At 65.8% G+C, this 16,740-nt stretch carries 14 protein-coding genes and 1 tRNA gene; 11 read left to right on the top strand and 4 right to left on the bottom strand.

Annotated features, from left to right (window positions below):
* The first annotated feature begins 120 nt into the window (after positions 1–120).
* From L286_RS34270 to recN, 3 genes are all read left to right on the top strand, one after another.
* A complete protein-coding gene (locus tag L286_RS34270; protein ID WP_020820964.1) occupies positions 121–1,134 on the top strand; it encodes a sensor histidine kinase in 1,014 nt (337 codons plus the stop codon).
* A gap of 60 nt (positions 1,135–1,194) precedes the next feature.
* Positions 1,195–1,980: an outer membrane protein assembly factor BamD gene (locus L286_RS34265; RefSeq protein WP_020820963.1), complete on the top strand. Its 786-nt coding sequence runs from the start codon at positions 1,195–1,197 to the stop codon at positions 1,978–1,980.
* 148 nt (positions 1,981–2,128) lie between these two features.
* Positions 2,129–3,793, top strand: coding sequence for a DNA repair protein RecN (gene recN / locus L286_RS34260; RefSeq protein ID WP_020820962.1), 1,665 nt, complete (start codon positions 2,129–2,131; stop codon positions 3,791–3,793).
* Between the two features lie 82 nt (positions 3,794–3,875).
* On the opposite strand, the gene L286_RS34255 is transcribed toward recN, so the two are convergent.
* Genes L286_RS34255 through L286_RS34245 form a run of 3 tightly spaced genes read right to left on the bottom strand, consistent with a single transcriptional unit; the run spans position 3,876 to position 5,328 of the window.
* Entirely contained in the window at positions 3,876–4,559 is a 684-nt protein-coding gene (locus L286_RS34255) for an aquaporin (protein WP_020820961.1), read from the bottom strand.
* Positions 4,556–4,987, bottom strand: a complete 432-nt coding sequence (gene arsC / locus L286_RS34250; protein ID WP_025160995.1) for an arsenate reductase (glutaredoxin) — start codon at positions 4,985–4,987, stop codon at positions 4,556–4,558. Before arsC ends, L286_RS34255 begins: the two co-directional genes overlap by 4 nt.
* An 11-nt stretch (positions 4,988–4,998) precedes the next feature.
* Positions 4,999–5,328: an ArsR/SmtB family transcription factor gene (locus tag L286_RS34245; protein WP_020820959.1), complete on the bottom strand. Its 330-nt coding sequence runs from the start codon at positions 5,326–5,328 to the stop codon at positions 4,999–5,001.
* 199 nt (positions 5,329–5,527) lie between these two features.
* Between L286_RS34245 and ligA the strand changes: the two genes are divergently transcribed.
* A complete protein-coding gene (ligA, locus tag L286_RS34240; RefSeq protein WP_020820958.1) occupies positions 5,528–7,663 on the top strand; it encodes an NAD-dependent DNA ligase LigA in 2,136 nt (711 codons plus the stop codon).
* Positions 7,664–7,727: 64 nt separating this feature from the next.
* On the opposite strand, the gene L286_RS34235 is transcribed toward ligA, so the two are convergent.
* Positions 7,728–8,201: an Lrp/AsnC family transcriptional regulator gene (locus tag L286_RS34235; protein WP_007689069.1), complete on the bottom strand. Its 474-nt coding sequence runs from the start codon at positions 8,199–8,201 to the stop codon at positions 7,728–7,730.
* 200 nt (positions 8,202–8,401) lie between these two features.
* On the opposite strand from L286_RS34235, the gene L286_RS34230 reads away from it, so the two are divergent.
* The 7 genes from L286_RS34230 (at position 8,402) to L286_RS34200 (ending at position 16,170) form a co-directional block, all read left to right on the top strand.
* Positions 8,402–10,105, top strand: coding sequence for a sensor histidine kinase (locus tag L286_RS34230; RefSeq protein ID WP_020820957.1), 1,704 nt, complete (start codon positions 8,402–8,404; stop codon positions 10,103–10,105).
* A gap of 49 nt (positions 10,106–10,154) precedes the next feature.
* Positions 10,155–11,192, top strand: coding sequence for a polysaccharide deacetylase family protein (locus L286_RS34225; RefSeq protein WP_020820956.1), 1,038 nt, complete (start codon positions 10,155–10,157; stop codon positions 11,190–11,192).
* A gap of 25 nt (positions 11,193–11,217) precedes the next feature.
* Positions 11,218–11,293, top strand: a tRNA-Ile gene (locus L286_RS34220).
* Between the two features lie 433 nt (positions 11,294–11,726).
* A complete protein-coding gene (locus L286_RS34215; RefSeq protein ID WP_020820955.1) occupies positions 11,727–13,007 on the top strand; it encodes a CmpA/NrtA family ABC transporter substrate-binding protein in 1,281 nt (426 codons plus the stop codon).
* A 31-nt stretch (positions 13,008–13,038) separates the two neighbouring features.
* A complete protein-coding gene (ntrB, locus tag L286_RS34210) occupies positions 13,039–13,995 on the top strand; it encodes a nitrate ABC transporter permease (protein WP_235181733.1) in 957 nt (318 codons plus the stop codon).
* An 18-nt stretch (positions 13,996–14,013) separates the two neighbouring features.
* On the top strand, positions 14,014–14,817 hold the full coding sequence (locus L286_RS34205; RefSeq protein WP_021223344.1) for an ABC transporter ATP-binding protein: 804 nt from the start codon (positions 14,014–14,016) through the stop codon (positions 14,815–14,817).
* A gap of 69 nt (positions 14,818–14,886) precedes the next feature.
* Positions 14,887–16,170 (top strand): alginate export family protein, encoded by a 1,284-nt coding sequence (locus tag L286_RS34200; RefSeq protein WP_020820952.1) that lies wholly within the window; start codon positions 14,887–14,889, stop codon positions 16,168–16,170.
* Positions 16,171–16,740 lie beyond the last annotated feature (570 nt).

Below are 16,740 nucleotides of genomic sequence, written 5' to 3'. Positions count from 1 at the left end.
AAAGAAGGGCGTCCGGACAATCCGGGCGCCCTTTTCTTTGGATCGGCTTCTTTCCTGATCTCAATCAATTGGCGAGCGCGAAAGTTATGTTACTGTAACAATAGGTTTCGGGGGGGAATTATGCGGCGCAAGAACGAAAGATTCGTGGAGCGCCTGCCGCTCATCCTGCGAAGACCCTGGCACGCCTATTTCCTGACCACCTGCCTGTGCCTGACCGCGCTCGCCATTCGCAGCGCCGCCGAAATCATCCTGCCCATCGGCTATCCCTTCGTTTCCTTCTTCCCGGCGGTCATCCTGTCCTCCTTCCTCTTCGGGGTGCGGCCGGGCATCTATGCGGGGCTGCTGTGCGGCCTGCTGTCCTGGTATTTCTTCATCCCGCCGCGCATGAGCCTGCCGTTCAACATGGGGGTCGTGCTGGCCCTGGGCCTGTATGCCGCCGTGGTGGCCGTGGACATCGCCCTCATCCATTTCCTGCAAAAGGCCAATTTCAACCTGGCCGTCGAACGCGAACGCAGCCACGCCCTGGCCGAAAACCGCGAATTGCTGTTCCATGAACTGCAACATCGCGTGTCCAACAATCTTCAGGTCGTGGCCGCCATGCTCTCGCTCCAGCGGCGCCATGTCGACCATGATCTGGCCCGCCGCGCGCTGGACGACGCCTCGGCCCGGCTGGCGCTGGTCGGCCGCATCAGCCGCGCCCTCTACAATCCGTCGGGGCAGGGGCAGAATATCCGCGCCTTCCTGTCGACCCTGACCGCCGACGTGCTGGAGGCCAGCGGCCGCGAAGACATCGCGCTCACCATCGACGCGCCCGAAGACCTGATCCTGAAGCCCGACATCGCCGTTCCCTTCGCGCTGATCGTGACGGAGGCGGTCAGCAACGCCATCGAACATGGCCTGCCGCACCGGGGCGGCAGCATATCGGTCAGCCTGGACGTGACGGACGGCGCCATCGCCCTGAACGTGACCGACGACGGCAAGGGGCTGTCGGACGATTTCGACCCCGGCTCCAGCCAGAGCCTGGGCCTGCGCATTTCCAACGCGCTGGCCGGTCAGTTGAACGGCCGCTTCTCGCTTCAGCCCGCGGCGAAGGGCGGCGCGACCGCCCGGCTCGACCTGCCCGTCCGCGCATAGTGACCCATCCCCTCCATTCTGCCGCTTGGCGAGGGCCATTCCCTCGGCTATGACCCGGCCATGCTGACGAAAACCATGACGCGCATCGGCGCGGCTACCGCACCGCTTCTGCTCGCCGCCCTGCTGTCGGGCTGCGCGACGTCGAAGAACAAGGCCGACACCCAATATGTCGCCCGCGACGTGTCCACGCTCTACAATGCGGGCAAATATCGCCTGGATCGCGGGCAGTACAAGCTCGCCGCCGCCCTGTTCGATGAGGTGGAGCGCCAGCATCCCTATTCCCCCTGGGCGCGCCGGGCGCAGCTCATGTCCGCCTTCAGCTATTATATGAACAAGGATTATCCGGAATCGATCGGCGCGGCGCAGCGCTTCCTGTCGATCCACACCGGTAACAAGGACGCGCCCTACGCTTATTATCTGATCTCGCTCTGCTATTATGAGCAGATCGCCGACGTCACTCGCGACCAGAAGGTGACGCAACAGGCGCTGGACGCGCTGGGCGAACTGATCCGCCGCTATCCCGACACGCGCTACGCCGCCGACGCCCGGCTGAAGCTCGACCTCGTCAACGATCACCTCGCGGGCAAGGAGATGGAGATCGGCCGCTTCTACCAGCGCCGGGGCCAATGGCTTGCCGCCACGCTGCGCTTCCGCACCGTGATCGACAAATATCAGACCACCACCCACACCCCCGAAGCGCTGGAGCGCCTGGTGGAATCCTATCTCTCGCTCGGCATCCCCGCCGAAGCGCAGAAGGCCGCCGCCGTGCTGGGCCGCAACTATCCGGGTTCGAAATGGTATGAGCGTAGCCACAAGCTGATGCGCGAACATCCGAACAAAGCCTGACCTGAATTATTCCCCTCCCGCAGGCGGGAGGGGCCAGGGGTGGGCCGCGAGCAAAGCGAGCGTTCCGCCCTGGCGTTGAAAGAAGCGCCGCTGGCGCGGCACACCCACCCCCGGCCCCTCCCTGGAAGGGAGGGGGGAGTTTGACGCCTTGCTGACCGCTCTCTCCATCCGCAATGTCGTGCTGATCGAGGCGCTGGACCTGGATTTCGGGTCTGGCCTCGGCGTGCTGACCGGCGAGACCGGCGCGGGCAAGTCGATCCTGCTCGATTCGCTCGGCCTCGCGCTGGGCGCCCGCGCCGACAGCGGCCTCGTCCGCAACGGGGAAGCGCAGGCCAGCGTCGCCGCCACCTTCGACACGCCCCGCGCCGATCATCGCGCCATCGACCTGCTGGCCGACAACGGCATAGACATCGAACCGGGCGAACCGCTGATCATCCGCCGCATCGTCAAGGCCGACGGCGGCAGCCGCGCCTTCGTCAACGATCAGGCCTGCTCGGCCGCCCTGCTGCGCGACCTCGGCAGCGCCCTCGTTGAAATCCACGGCCAGCATGACGACCGCGGCCTGCTCAACCCACGCGGCCACCGCGCCCTGCTCGACGCTTATGGCCGCTGCGACACGGGCGCGGTCGCCCAAGCCTATCACGCCTGGCGCGCCGCCGCCGACCGCCTCGCGGAAAGCCGCGCCAGCGTCGAGACCGCCGCCCGCGACCGCGATTACCTGACCCACGCGGTGGACGAACTCACCCGCTTCGCCCCCGAACCCGGCGAAGAAGCCACGCTGGCCGAAGAACGCGCCACCATGCAGAAGGGCGCGCGCCTCTCCGACGACCTTTCCGCCGTCACCGAATGCTTCACCGGCTCCGACGGCGGCCTCGCCCAATTGCGCCAGGCCGCCCGCCGCCTCGACCGCATCGTCAGCGAATATGAACCGCTGGCCGAAGTCCTCGCCGCCCTCGACCGCGCCGTCATCGAAGCCAGCGAAGCGGAGGACCGCCTCAACGAAGCCGCCGAGGCCTTGAGCTTCGACCCCGCCCGCCTCGACGCCATCGAAACCCGCCTGTTCGACCTGCGCGGCCTGGCCCGCAAGCATCAGGTCCAACCCGACGACCTCGCCGCCCTGCGCGACGAGATGGCCGCGAAACTGGCTGCCATAGAGGGCGGGGAAGACCATCTCGCCGCCCTGGAAACCGATGTGAAGGCGAAGGCCGCCGCCTATCGCGAAGCCGCCCAGTCCCTCTCCGCCGAACGCCGACAAGCCGCCGGAAAGCTGGACGCCGCCGTCGCCGCCGAACTCGCCCCGCTGAAACTGGACGCCGCCCGCTTCCGCACCGTCGTCGCGCCGCAGGAGGAGGGGCAATGGGCCCCCCACGGCATGGACCGGGTGGAATTCGAAATATCCACCAACCCCGGCGCGCCCTTCGCCCCCCTGGTCAAGATCGCGTCTGGCGGCGAACTCTCCCGCTTCATCCTCGCGCTCAAGGTCGCGCTGGCGGAGCAGGGCGGCGCGGACACGCTGATCTTCGACGAGATCGACCGCGGGGTAGGGGGCGCCGTAGCCTCTGCCATCGGGGAGCGCCTGTCCCGTCTGTCCCGAACCAACCAGATACTCGTCGTCACCCACAGCCCGCAAGTCGCCGCACGCGGCGCCGGCCATATGCTGATCGCCAAATCCAGCGATGGCACCGTCACCCGCACTGGCGTCCATGCGCTGAGCGACGGCGAACGCCGCGAGGAAATCGCCCGCATGCTCTCAGGCGCCGAAATCACAGCCGAAGCCCGCGCCCAGGCCGAACGCCTGCTGGAAAAGCTATAAAGCAGCCGCGTTCCCGAAGTAGCCCGGCCGCAAGCAACCACTTGCAGTCATTCGTGTAAGGAGCGCCGTTGCCGGCAAGCGGTCACGGCCCATCGGCAAGGGCGGCGTTTTGCGGGGCTGCGGGGAAGACGAGTCCGCTGACGATATGAGCGGTGATCGCGCCGCCCATCTGCGCGGCGACGAATGCAGGCACGCAGGATGGGGCGATCCCGGCGAAACTGTCGCTCAGCGATCGGGCAAGGGTGATGGCGGGGTTTGCGAAGCTGGTGGAAGAGGTGAACCAATAGGCGGCCACGATATAGAGGGCGACGCTGATCGGCACGCTTTCCGGGCGCATCCGCACGGTTCCGATGATCGTCAGAACCAGACCGAAGGTAGCGATGGCCTCACCGGCCCATTGCCCGCCGCCGCCGCGCAACTTGGCGGATAGCTGGAGCAATGGGACGTCGAACATCAGATGCGCCAGCCATACGCCGATGATCCCGCCCGCCAACTGGGCGGCGGCATAGGCCAGCGCCGCGTCGATGCGTATGTGGCCGCGCATGCACATGACGAACGTGACGGCAGGATTCATGTGCGCGCCCGACACCGGCCCCAGCATCGTGATCAGCACGAACAGGATCGCGCCGGTCGCCAGCGTGTTGCCCAGAAGCGCGATGGCGATGTTCCCGCCCGCGATGCGCTCGGCCATGATCCCGGACCCGATGACGGTCGCAAACAGCAGCAGGCTGCCAAGCGCCTCGGCCAGAACAGCGCGGTGGTTCATGCCGGTCGAATGCGATTGCCGTCCGCGTTGACGACCTGCTCTCCATCCTCCTTCGCGAACGCGCCGCGCTGCTGCGCGGGGAGAATGTCCAGCACCGCCTCCGACGGGCGGCACAGCTTCACGCCCAGCGGCGTCACGACCAGCGGCCGGTTGATGAGGATCGGGTGCGCCATCATCGCGTCGATAAGGGCGTCGTCGGTCAGCGTCTCGTCATCCAGGCCGAGTTCGGCATAGGGCGTGCCCTTCTCGCGCAGCAGGTCGCGAGGCGACATGCCGGCGCGTTCGATGAGCTGGACAAGAAGCGCCCTTGCGGGGGGCGTCTTCAGATATTCGACGACATGCGGCTCCATTCCGGCGTTGCGGATCATCGCGAGCGCGTTGCGCGACGTCCCGCACTCCGGATTGTGATAGATGACGATGTCGGTCACGCCCTGGTCCTTCAGCAGCAGGCGAGTTCGGCGCGCAGCGGCTCGCACAGTTCGGCGCGCCCCCCGCAACAGTCTTTGGCGAGGAAGATCATCAGGCCGCGCAACGCATCGATGCTGACTCGCTGTATCTGCCGTCGCCCGCGCTTTTCGGGAACGACCAGCCCGGCTTTTACCAGGACCGCCAGATGGGTGGAGAATGTGCTCTGGCTCAGCCCGCCAGCTTCCGCCAACTGCCCGGTCGAAAGGCCTTCCGGCTCATGCTGAACCAGCAGCCTGAAGGTCGCCAGGCGGGTTGGATGCGCGAGAGCCGCAAGAATTGAGAGCGCCGCTTCAGTTTCCATGCATCGGAATTATCCGATGGAATGCGGGTGGTCAATAACACATCGGATAATGCCGATGTGTTTCTGTCAATTGTCGGCCTCGGCTCGTCGTTAAGCCGACATTCCTCTTTTCACCAATAACCATTTCGACAACCCTGTTCCCCCGCGGACCCAGAATATCCGCTACCCGTGCGCAAAGGCCGACGCTAAAGACAGGCGCATGACCGACCTTACGTCCATGACCGAAGCCGAAGCCGCCAATCGCCTCATGCGCCTGGCGCGGGAGATTGCGCGCCACAACCGGCTCTATCATGATCAGGACCAGCCGGAGATCACCGACGCCGCCTATGACGCGCTGATCCGCGAGAATAATGCGCTCGAAGCTGCCTTCCCGCACCTCGTCCGCAGCGATTCCCCCAACGCCCAGGTCGGCGCGGCCCCCACCTCCGCCCTCAAGAAGGTCCAGCACGCCGTCCGCATGATGAGCCTCGACAACGGCTTCGCGGACGAGGACATCGCCGAATTCATCGCCCGTGTCCGCCGCTTCCTCGCGCTCCCCGAAGACGCCCCCGTCGCCCTCACCGCCGAACCCAAGATCGACGGCCTGTCCTGCTCGCTGCGCTACGAAAAGGGCGAACTGGTCCTCGCCGCCACGCGGGGCGACGGCACGACGGGGGAGGACGTCACCGCCAATGTCCGCACTATTGCCGACATCCCTGAGCGCCTGACCGGCGACACCGTCCCCGACTTGTTCGAAGTCCGGGGCGAAGTCTATATGGCCAAGGCCGATTTCGTGGCCTTGAACGAACGCCTGCTGGCCGAAGCCGAAGACCCCGAAAAGGCCCGCCAGTTCGCCAATCCCCGCAACGCCGCCGCCGGTTCGCTGCGCCAGAAGGACGCCGCCGTCACCGCCAGCCGCCCGCTACGCTTCCTCGCCCATGGCTGGGGCGAAGTCAGCGCCGTCCCCGCCGAAACCCAGCTCGGCGTCATGCAGGCCATCGCAAGCTGGGGCCTGCCCGTCTCCGACCGCCTGACCTGCGTCGACACGCTGGAATCGCTGATCGCCCACTATCGCGCCATCGAAGCCGCCCGCGCCGAACTGCCCTTCGACATCGATGGCGTGGTGTATAAGGTCGACCGGCTTGACTGGCAGCAGCGCCTGGGCTTCGTCGCCAAGGCGCCGCGCTGGGCCATCGCCCATAAATTCCCCGCCGAACGGGCGCAAACGACGCTGGAGGCCATCGACATCCAGGTCGGCCGCACCGGCAAGCTGACCCCGGTCGGCCGCCTGACCCCCGTCACCGTCGGCGGCGTCGTCGTCTCCAACGTCACCCTGCACAATGCGGACGAGATCGCCCGCCTCGGCGTGCGCCCCGGCGACCGCATCGTCGTCCAGCGCGCAGGCGACGTCATCCCGCAGGTGGTCGACAACCTCACCCGCGACGATCCGCGCGCGCCCTTCGCCTTCCCCGACCATTGCCCCGTCTGCCAGTCCGAAGCCGTGCGCGAGGAAGGGGAGGTCGACATCAGATGCACCGGCGGCCTCATCTGCCCCGCCCAGCGTTTCGAACGGCTGCGCCATTTCGTCAGCCGCGCCGCGCTCGACATAGAGGGGCTGGGCGAAAAGAGCATAGAGGAATTTCTCGACCTCGGCTGGATCGCGGAACCGGCCGACATCTTCCGCCTGAAGACGCACCGCGCCGACCTGCTGGGTCGGGAGGGGTGGAAGGAGAAATCCGTCGACAATCTCCTCGCTGCCATAGAGGCCAAGCGCCAGCCCGACGCCGCCCGCCTGCTGTTCGGCCTGGGCATCCGCCATATCGGCGCGGTGACGGCCCGCGACCTGCTGAAACGCTATACCAGGTTGGCGGCGATCCACGCCCTCGCGCTGGAGATCATCTGCCTGCGCGACGCCGCGCAGCCTGCGGAGGGGGAGGAGGAAAGCCGCTTCCGCAACCGCCTGGACAAGGCCATCGCCGAACAGATCGGGGTCGAGAATGTCGGCTCGGCGGTCGGCCACGCGCTGGCCGATTTCTTCCACGAACCGCATAATGTGGAGGTCTGGAACGACCTGCTGAGCGAAGTCTCCCCGCCCGACTATGTGGTCGAAACCACCGCCAGCGCGGTCACGGGCAAGACCGTCGTCTTCACCGGCAAGCTGGAAACCATGAGCCGCGACGAGGCGAAGGCGCAGGCCGAACGCCTGGGCGCCAAGGCTGCCGGATCGGTCAGCGCCAAGACCGACCTGGTCGTCGCAGGCCCCGGCGCGGGCTCCAAACTGAAACAGGCCGCCGCTCTGGGCATCGAAGTGATCGACGAAGCGGCCTGGGCCGAAATCGTCAAGGCTGCGGGATAGGTGGGCAAGGCGACGACTGGTCCATTTCCTTCATGGTCCATTCCGCTCGCCAACCAGGGATTTCTCAAACCGGGAGCGGCACGCCCGGCAGGTTCTTCGATGTGCGGATGGTGAGCGAGGTCTTCACGCTCACGACATTGGGGGCGGGCGTCAGTTTTGACGTCAGGAACTGCTGGAAACTTTGCAGATCCTTCGCCACCACCTTCAGAATGAAGTCGATCTCGCCGTTCAGCATATAGCATTCGCGCACCTCCGGCAGGGTGGCGATATGGTCCTCGAACGCCTTGAGGTCCGCTTCGGCCTGGCTTTTCAGGCTGACCATAGCGAAGACCGTGATGGTATAGCCCAGCATCGATGGGTTGACCACGGCATGGTAGGAGCTGATGGCGCCGCTTTCCTCCAATGCGCGGACGCGGCGCAGGCAGGGGGGAGCCGTCAGGCCCACCTTGCGGGCCAGCTCCACATTGGTCATCCTGCCGTCATCCTGCAATTCGCCCAGGATCTGGAGGTCGATGTCGTCAATATTGGGGCCGGCCATTATTCCGCTTATTTCCTTGCCTGTTAATATGGCGTTACCATAATAATATTTCAGGACAATGCAATTGTCCCACTATGCGACGTTCGCATAAGAACCCGTCCGCGGCCCTTCCCCTTTGCGGCCCGAAGCATTATTCCTGTGTAACGATCTCTCCGGCGAAGGTTGTTCAGCGCTGCGCCGGGGCTGGAATTTGGGGAATTTTGGTGCGCTTCAACGATCTCATGCAGACGGTTCTCGCCGCGGAAGGACGCAGCGGCCTGGGCGCGGTCACCTTGTGGCGGCAATGCGTGGATCTGCTGGCGCAAAATGACCGGCATGACCGTCCGATCATGTCCGATGCGGAGCGCGCGGCCCTGCTGGAACGGCTGGCCGGACTGTTGCCCAAGCTGTCGGAAACGCAGCGGATCGCGACCGTGGTGGAATTGGGCGGGCGGTTGCGGTCGCCCAGGCTGGTCGAATTCTTCGCCAATGATCGCCCGGCGATCGCGGCCGCCGCCATGTCCCGCGCGCGCCTGTCCGATGCGGCCTGGGTGGAGATGTTGCCCCGCCTGACGCCCACGGCGCGCGGCGTGCTGCGGTCGCGGCGCGACCTTGGCCCCGCGACGTTGCAGGGGCTGGAGGCTTTCGGCGCGACCGACCTGGTGTTGACCAGCGATGTCGTCGTCGAGCAGGAAGACATGCTGCTGACAGAGGCGATGATCGTTCCTGCCGATCCCCCGGTCGATCCGGCCCCGGCCGAGCCGGCGGAGGAAGACCGCAGCCAGATCCGCAACCTGGTCGACCGGATAGCGCGCTTCACCAGCGCCCGGCGCGCAGGCGACGCGGACGAAGCGCCGCAACGCCCCGCCATCGCCGGCCCGCGCGCCTTCGCCTTCGAAACCGATGCGTCAGGGACGATCGTCTGGATCGACCAGGGGCCGCGGGCGGCGCTGATCGGCCTTGCGCTCAATGAAACGGCGCTGGAAGGCGGCAGCGGCCCGGACGGCCATGTCGCGGGCGCCTTCATGCGGCGCAGCGGTTTTCAGAACGGCCGCTATACGATCGTCGGCGGCACCATGGCGGGCGAGTGGCGGCTGTCGGCGACGCCCTTTTTCGATCCGCGCTCCGGCCGCTTCCAGGGCTATCGCGGGCAGGCGCGGCGGCCCTATCTCCACGAAGTCGCCGCCGAACCGCGTGCCGAACCCGTGTCCATCGCGGGCCTGTCCGCCGATTCGATCCGGCAACTGGTGCATGAACTGCGCACGCCGCTGAATGCGATATTGGGCTTTGCCGAGATCATAGAGCAGGAGCTGTTCGGTCCGGCCGGTCCTGAATATCGCGACATGGCGGGCAAGATCGCGGTGGATGCGCGGCATTTGCTGACGGCCTTCGACGATTTGGACCTTGCGGCCCGGGTGTCGCGGGGCGAGGGCGGGACCGAGCCGCCCCGCGCAATCGATCCCGCGCTTCTGGTGACGCAGGTGTCGACCCGCTTCCGCGAACAGGGCGACGGCGCGCAGATCGACATCGCCATGGCGCGGGGCCTGCCGATGGTGCGGATCGACCCGGTGCAGGGGGAGCGGATGATCCAGCATCTGCTGCGCACGCTGATCTCCGTCTCGCCGGCGGGGGAAGCGTTGACCGGCGCCTGCTGGTATCAGCCGGACGGGGCGGAAGGCCGCGTGGTGCTGGCCATCGACCGGCCGTCGACGCTGGCGGGAATGGAGGAGGAGCGGCTGCTCGATCCCGGCTATATGCCGGACGGCAATTGGGCGGACGGGCCGCTGCTGGGCCTGGGCTTTTCCCTGCGGTTGATCCGCAGCCTGGCGACCGGGTGCGGCGGCGCGCTGGACATCGAACCGGGCCGCTTCCTGCTCGCCGTGCCGGCCATGGCGGAGACGGAGGACGCCGTCGGCAGCGCCTGATGCGCCGGGGGAAACCCTATCGCAACCAAATCAGGGTAGCGGTGACGGGATGACGACGCTTTCCCATGACGGCAACCTGCTCCGCGTCCCGGCGGCGGAGGACAGGATCATGCTCGATCCGGATTTCGGCACGCGCTTCATGCTGTTCGTGGATACGGAGGAGGAGTTCGACTGGAACGCCCCCTTCCGCCGGACGGGCCATGGCGTGACGGCGTTGCAGGGGATGGAACGCGGCCAGGCCTATTTCGCGGCCGCCGGGGTGAAGCCCGTCTATGTGACAGACTATCCGGTGGTCGACAGCGACGCGGCGGCGGCGATGATGGGACGCTGGCTGGCCGACGGCGCGGCCGACATCGGCGCGCATCTCCATCCCTGGGTCAATCCGCCGCATGTCGAGGAGGTGACGGCCGCCAACAGCTATGTCGGCTTTCTGCCGGAGGCGGTGGAGCGAGCGAAGCTGGAAGCGCTGTGCCAGCGGATCGCGGAACGCTTCGGCGCGCGGCCCGTCGCCTACCGGGCCGGCCGCTACGGCGTCGGGCCCAACAGCGCCCGCCTGCTGGAGGAGGCGGGGTTCCGGCTGGACAGTTCGGTGCGCAGCCGATTCGATTACAGCGCGCAATATGGCCCGGATTTCCAAGGCCTGCCGCAATATCCCTATTGGGCCGGACCGGGACGGAGCCTGGTGGAGCTGCCGCTGTCCACCGCCTTTGCCGGCCTGCTGCGCGTGGGCGGCGAGCGGCTGTACCGGACCGTGCAGCGCATGGGGCCGGTGGCCGGCGCATTGGCGCGAACCGGGATGTTGAGCCGCATACCGCTGACGCCCGAAGGCATCGGCGCGCAGGAGGCCATCGCCGCGATCGACGCCTTGCTGCGGGAAGGCGCGCCGGTGCTGAATTTCAGCTTCCATTCCCCGACGCTGGAGCCGGGGCATACGCGCTATGTGCGCGACGAGGCCGACAGGACAGCCTTCTATGGCTGGTGGGACGCAGTGCTCGATCATCTGGACAAGCGGAATGTCCGACCCGCGACGCTCGACGCCTTCCTCAAGGCGGTCCAACCGCGAGGACAGGCTTGCCAAGCGGCCTGATGCTGCCTATCCGGGCAACAAGGTGGGGCCTGTAGCTCAATGGTTAGAGCTGGCCGCTCATAACGGCTAGGTTGCGGGTTCGAGTCCTGCCGGGCCCACCAAATCCCTTCGCTTCGATCACCGTGGCGCATTCTGTCTTGGGCGGGCATGCATGGTTCCGTGCTGCCTGCGGACGAATGCAGGAAAAGGCGGAGCGATTGCAGTTTGTGCAATGCAAAAATTTCGCTTGCGACTCGGAGCAATCGGTGACAGTTTTCGACCCGTCGAAGCATGGGCGCTTCGACACATAGGTTGAACCTGCCGATGACGGCGAGGGTTCGACTGCGGTCCTTCTAAGGACCGACATGGCAATGACGCCGCCTGGACAAGGTCAATGACCTGCGTTCCGGCGGCTTTTTTTATTGATTTTCGCTGGCGGCATGGATGCCGCCGGGCGGCTTTCGACATCGATTTCGCACGCTGGACCGCTTCCGGCGATGGCCGGTCGCGCACTGCTTCCGGCGGTCACGATCAACAAGGAAAGGGCATTGGGGAATGGCAGAGGGGGATAATCGGCATGGCGTCGACCGGCGCGGACTGCTGAAGACGAGTGGAACGGCGGCGCTGTTCGCCGCGGTGCAGCAGGCCTTTCCGTCGGGCGCGTTCGCGGCCGGTACGGGGCCGGAGGTCACGGGCGCGAAGCTGGGCTTCATCGCGCTGACCGACGCGGCGCCGCTGATCATCGCCAAGGAACTGGGTTTCTTCGCCAAATATGGCATGCCCGACGTGCAGGTGACGAAGCAGGCCAGTTGGGGCGCGACCCGCGACAATCTGGTGCTGGGCAGCGGCGGCGGCGGCATTGACGGCGCGCATATCCTGACGCCCATGCCCTATCTACTGACGCTGGGCGCCATCGGCAAGGCGACGCCGATGAGCATCCTCGCCCGCCTGAACGTCAACGGCCAGGCCATCTCCGTGTCCAAGGAATATCTGGGCGCCAAGGCGGACATGAACGCAGCCAAGATGAAGGGCGTCATCGCCCAGCGCAAGGGCGCGGGCAAGAAGATCACCATGGCCATGACCTTCCCCGGCGGCACCCATGACATGTGGCTGCGCTACTGGCTGGCGGCCGGCGGGATCGACCCGGACAAGGATGTGGAACTGATCACCGTCCCGCCGCCGCAGATGGTCGCGAACATGAAGGCCGACACCATGGACGCCTTCTGCGTGGGCGAGCCGTGGAACGACCAGTTGGTCGCGCAGCAGCTTGGCTACACCGCCGTTTCGACCGGCCAGATGTGGATGAACCATCCCGAAAAGAGCTTCGCCATGCGGTCCGACTGGGTGGCGAAATATCCCAGGGCGGCGCAGGCGATCACGGCTGCGATCATCGAGGCGCAGCGCTGGGCCGACAATCCGGGCAACATCACCCGGCTGGCGGGCACGATTGCGGGTCGCGATTATCTGAAATGCCCGATCACCGACATCGCCGACCGCTTGCAGGGCAATTTCAACATGGGCGACGGGCGCAAATTCCCGAACGCGGCCTTCAAGATGAAGTTCTTCGCGGGCTATGCCTCCTTTCCCTACAAGAGCCACGATCTCTGGTTCCTCACGGAAAACCAGCGCTGGGGCAAGCTGCCCATGTCGCTCGACACCAAGGGCGTGATCGCCAAGGTCAATCGGTCCGACATCTGGCGCAAGGCCGCCGCGATGCTGGGCGGCAAGGGGCCTGCCAGCGACAGCCGGGGGGTCGAAAAATTCTTCGATGGAAAGACCTTCGACCCCGCCAATCCCAAGGCCTATCTCGCCAGCCTAGCGATCAAGCGGATCTGATGAGCAAGGCCAGATGAGCAAGGAGAGCAGCATGGCGTCGCCATCGCCCAGCAAAAATGGTGGACCGTCGGCTTCGGCCGGCGGTGCCGCCGCCGAATTGGGGGTCATCGTGCCCTATCCCGAAGAAGCCATCGCCCGCCGCAGCTTCGAGCCGGTGGCCGCGCCGGTGCACCCGCTGGTGCGCCGCGCCCGGTCCTTGGCGGCGGGCATGCTGCCGACCATGGTGATGATCGCCGTGCTGCTGGCCTTCTGGCAGTTGCTCTGCGGATCGCCGGACGCGACTTTCCCCAGCCCGCTCAAAGTATGGCAGGAAAGCCATGAGGTGATCATCCACCCGTTCAAGGGCGTGGAGATCGGCTTCACGCATTTCAGCATCCAGGATGGGGGCGATGTCGGCATTGCCGGGCATGTGCTGACCAGCCTCAGCCGCGTGCTGATCGGCTACAGCATCGCGGCGGTGATCGGCGTGGCGCTGGGCATATTGATCGGGCAGAGCGTCTTCGCCTTCCGCGCCCTCGACCCGCTGTTCCAGGTGCTGCGCACCGTGCCGCCGCTGGCCTGGCTGCCGATCAGCCTCGCCATTTTCCAGCAGGCGCAGCCTTCGGCGATCTTCCTGATCTTCATCACGGCGATCTGGCCGATCATCTTGAACACGGCGGCGGGCGTGCAGACGCTGCCGGTCGCCTATCGCAACGTCGCCAAGGTGCTGGCGCTCAATCCGGTCGAATATTTCGTCCGCATCATGCTGCCCGCCACCGTGCCGCACATGTTCACCGGCCTTCGCATCGGCGTGGGCATGAGCTGGCTCGCCATCGTCGCCGCCGAAATGGTGCAGGGCGGCACCGGCGTCGGCTTCTTCATCTGGGACAGCTACAACAGCTCGCTGCTGACCGACACCATCGTCGCGCTGATCTGGATCGGCATGGTGGGCTTCGCGCTGGACCGCATCGTCGCCTTTGCGGGCCGCATCATCGGCCGCGCAGGCTGAGAAGGGGAGGGCATTGTCATGAAACAGCGCAGCTATCTCGCGCTAGAGGGCATCACCGTCGAATTTCCGACCAGGGCAGGGCGCTTCCGCGCGCTCGATGGGATCGACCTGGAGGTTGAAAAGGGCCAGTTCGTGGCGCTGATCGGCCATTCGGGCTGCGGCAAGTCGACGCTGCTCAACGCCGTCGCCGGGCTGGTCAAGCCGACGCGGAGGGCGATCTTCCTCGATGGCGAACTGGTCGACGCGCCGGGGCCGGACCGGGCGGTGGTCTTCCAGGACCACAGTCTGCTGCCCTGGCTGACGGTCGAGGAGAATGTCCGCCTGGCGGTCGACAAGACGGCGGGCGGCAAGAGCAAGGCCGAGCGCAGGGATTGGGTCATGCACAATCTGGAACTGGTCCAGATGACCCATGCCGCCGCCAAGCGCCCCGGCGAACTGTCCGGCGGCATGAAGCAGCGCGTCGGCATCGCCCGCGCCATCGCCATGAACCCGCGCGTATTGCTGATGGACGAGCCGTTCGGCGCGCTGGACGCGCTGACGCGGGCGGCGTTGCAGGATGTGGTCATGGATTTGCAGGCGCGGCTCAACAACACGGTGCTGATGATCACCCATGACGTCGACGAGGCGGTTCTGTTGGCCGACCGGGTCGTCATGATGACCAACGGCCCGGCGGCGCGGATCGGCGAGGACCGGGCCGTGACGCTGGCGCGGCCCCGCAACCGGCTGGAGGCCATCGACACGCTCGAATATGCGGAGGCGCGCTCCGCCGTCATCCACTTCCTGCACGAGCGTTACCGCAATCCGGCGACGCTCGCCGCCTGAAAATCCGGTTTGGAGAGGATGCCCTGAATAGGCCCAGAAAAGCCATCGGGAGCAAATGAAGGGGGATTTATGAAGAAGGTTTCTTTCCTGTTGTCGGCGTCGGCCCCAATAATGGGACTGTCCGCGGTCGCGGCGCCGGCGCTGGCGCAGGATGTCGTGTTCAAGCCCATCGTGGAGGCGCGCCTGCGGTACGAGACGGTCGATCAGGCCGGTCCCGCGCCGCTCAGCAGCAGCCGCGACGCCCATGCCGTGACGATGCGGTTGCGCGCAGGCGGCGAGATTTCGAAGGGCCCCTGGGCTTTCCTGGCCGAAGCCGAAGGCACGCTGGCGATCGATGAGGATTATAACAGCGGCGTCAATGGGAAGACGCTCTATCCCATCGTCGCCGATCCGGAGACGGTCGAGGCCAACCGGGTGCAGATCCAGTACCGCACAAAGCCGCTGGTCGTGACCGTGGGCCGCCAGCGGATCAACCTGGACGACCAGCGTTTCGTCGGTTCGGTCGCCTGGCGGCAGAATGAGCAGACCTTCGATGCCGTGCGCGTCGAATATATGGGGATCAAGAACCTGAAGGTCGACCTCACCTACGCGATTGCGGCGCGGACCATCTGGGGCATAGACGGCGGCAAGTTCGGTTCGGCCAACCGGCCGACGGACATTGAGGGCGACGATGTCTTCGCCAACATCTCCTACAAGACCAAGCTGGGGACGCTGACCGGCTTCGCCTATCTGGTGGACGAGGATGAGGCGGTCGTGGCGTTGCGCCGGAACAGCAGCCAGACCTATGGCGCGCGTTTCGCGGGCGCGGTGCCCTTCACGAAGAAGGTGAAGCTCAGCTACCTCGCCAGCTATGCGCGGCAGAGCGACTATGCGACCAATCCGGTCGACTATTCGGCGGATTTCGTAACGGCCGAACTGGGCCTGGACGTGGCCGCGTTCAAGCTGACGGGCGGCTATGAACTGCTGGGGTCGGATGGGGGCGCGACCGGGATCGCGGGCGGCTTCGCCTTCCAGACGCCCTTCGCCACGCTGCACAAGTTCAACGGCTGGGCCGACAAGTTCCTGACGACGCCCGGCACCGGCATTCAGGACTATTATGCCGGGGTCGCCTATACCGTGCCGAAGGTCGGCAAGGCGGGGCCGCTGGTGGCGTCCTTCACCTTCCACCGCTTCAGCAGCGATCGCCTGTCCATCCATTATGGCGACGAATATAATGCGCAGGTTACGCTGAAGCTGAACAAGCATCTGAGCGCGCTCGTCAAATATGCCGATTACCAGCGCAAGGGCATCGCCAGCTTCACCGGCGATGCCGACACGAAGAAATTCTGGGCGCAGATCGACTATGCGTTCTGAGTTGTGACGCTGGGGCGGCGCGCCCTTGTCTGAAACGCCATCGCCACCGGTTCGCGGAAGGACCGGCTGCGGTGGCGTTTCGTCTTTTGGGAACTGCGGTTCGTTAGGCGGCGTGGACGAATTCAAGACTCGCCGGACTAAGGGATTTGGGTGGAGATCTGCCACTAAGCCCCTCCCCTTCAGGGGAGGGGTTGGGGTGGGGGAGTGCCTCAAAGGCTAAGTTCGCGGGTTGGGCACGCCCCCACCCCTCAATCCCCTCCCCTGAAGGGGAGGGGAAGCATTGACGTCCGCTACCGGCCATTTCCCGACATTCCGAATTTGTCCAAACGGCCTAATCCGCGCCGACGGGCATGGCGGAACATCTGCCGGGCATGGACAGTTGGAGGAGGAGCGAAACGGATGAGGATTGGATCAGATGGGCAAAGGCATATTGCTGTGGCTGCTGGGCGTGCCCATTCCCATCATCATCATTTTGTGGCTGCTGTTCCGCTGACATCCGCCGATCCGGAGTGGGATGCAGGCCGCGCCAGACGTGAAATCGCGTTATTGCGGGCAGGTGGTCGGGGAGAC

The sequence above is a fragment of the Sphingobium sp. HDIP04 genome, from assembly GCF_000445085.1.
GTDB lineage: Bacteria > Pseudomonadota > Alphaproteobacteria > Sphingomonadales > Sphingomonadaceae > Sphingobium > Sphingobium indicum.
The sequence above is the reverse complement of the archived record's forward strand: the minus strand, read 5'-3'. Positions and strand labels throughout refer to the sequence as shown.

Coding starts and splice junctions, on each gene's coding strand:
- L286_RS34270 (WP_020820964.1), top strand. CDS start 121: ATGCGGCGCAAGAACGAAAGATTCGTGGAGCGCCTGCCGCTCATCCTG.
- L286_RS34265 (WP_020820963.1), top strand. CDS start 1,195: ATGCTGACGAAAACCATGACGCGCATCGGCGCGGCTACCGCACCGCTT.
- L286_RS34255 (WP_020820961.1), bottom strand. CDS start 4,559: ATGAACCACCGCGCTGTTCTGGCCGAGGCGCTTGGCAGCCTGCTGCTG.
- L286_RS34245 (WP_020820959.1), bottom strand. CDS start 5,328: ATGGAAACTGAAGCGGCGCTCTCAATTCTTGCGGCTCTCGCGCATCCA.
- ligA (WP_020820958.1), top strand. CDS start 5,528: ATGACCGACCTTACGTCCATGACCGAAGCCGAAGCCGCCAATCGCCTC.
- L286_RS34235 (WP_007689069.1), bottom strand. CDS start 8,201: ATGGCCGGCCCCAATATTGACGACATCGACCTCCAGATCCTGGGCGAA.
- L286_RS34225 (WP_020820956.1), top strand. CDS start 10,155: ATGACGACGCTTTCCCATGACGGCAACCTGCTCCGCGTCCCGGCGGCG.
- L286_RS34215 (WP_020820955.1), top strand. CDS start 11,727: ATGGCAGAGGGGGATAATCGGCATGGCGTCGACCGGCGCGGACTGCTG.
- ntrB (WP_235181733.1), top strand. CDS start 13,039: ATGGCGTCGCCATCGCCCAGCAAAAATGGTGGACCGTCGGCTTCGGCC.
- L286_RS34205 (WP_021223344.1), top strand. CDS start 14,014: ATGAAACAGCGCAGCTATCTCGCGCTAGAGGGCATCACCGTCGAATTT.
- L286_RS34200 (WP_020820952.1), top strand. CDS start 14,887: ATGAAGAAGGTTTCTTTCCTGTTGTCGGCGTCGGCCCCAATAATGGGA.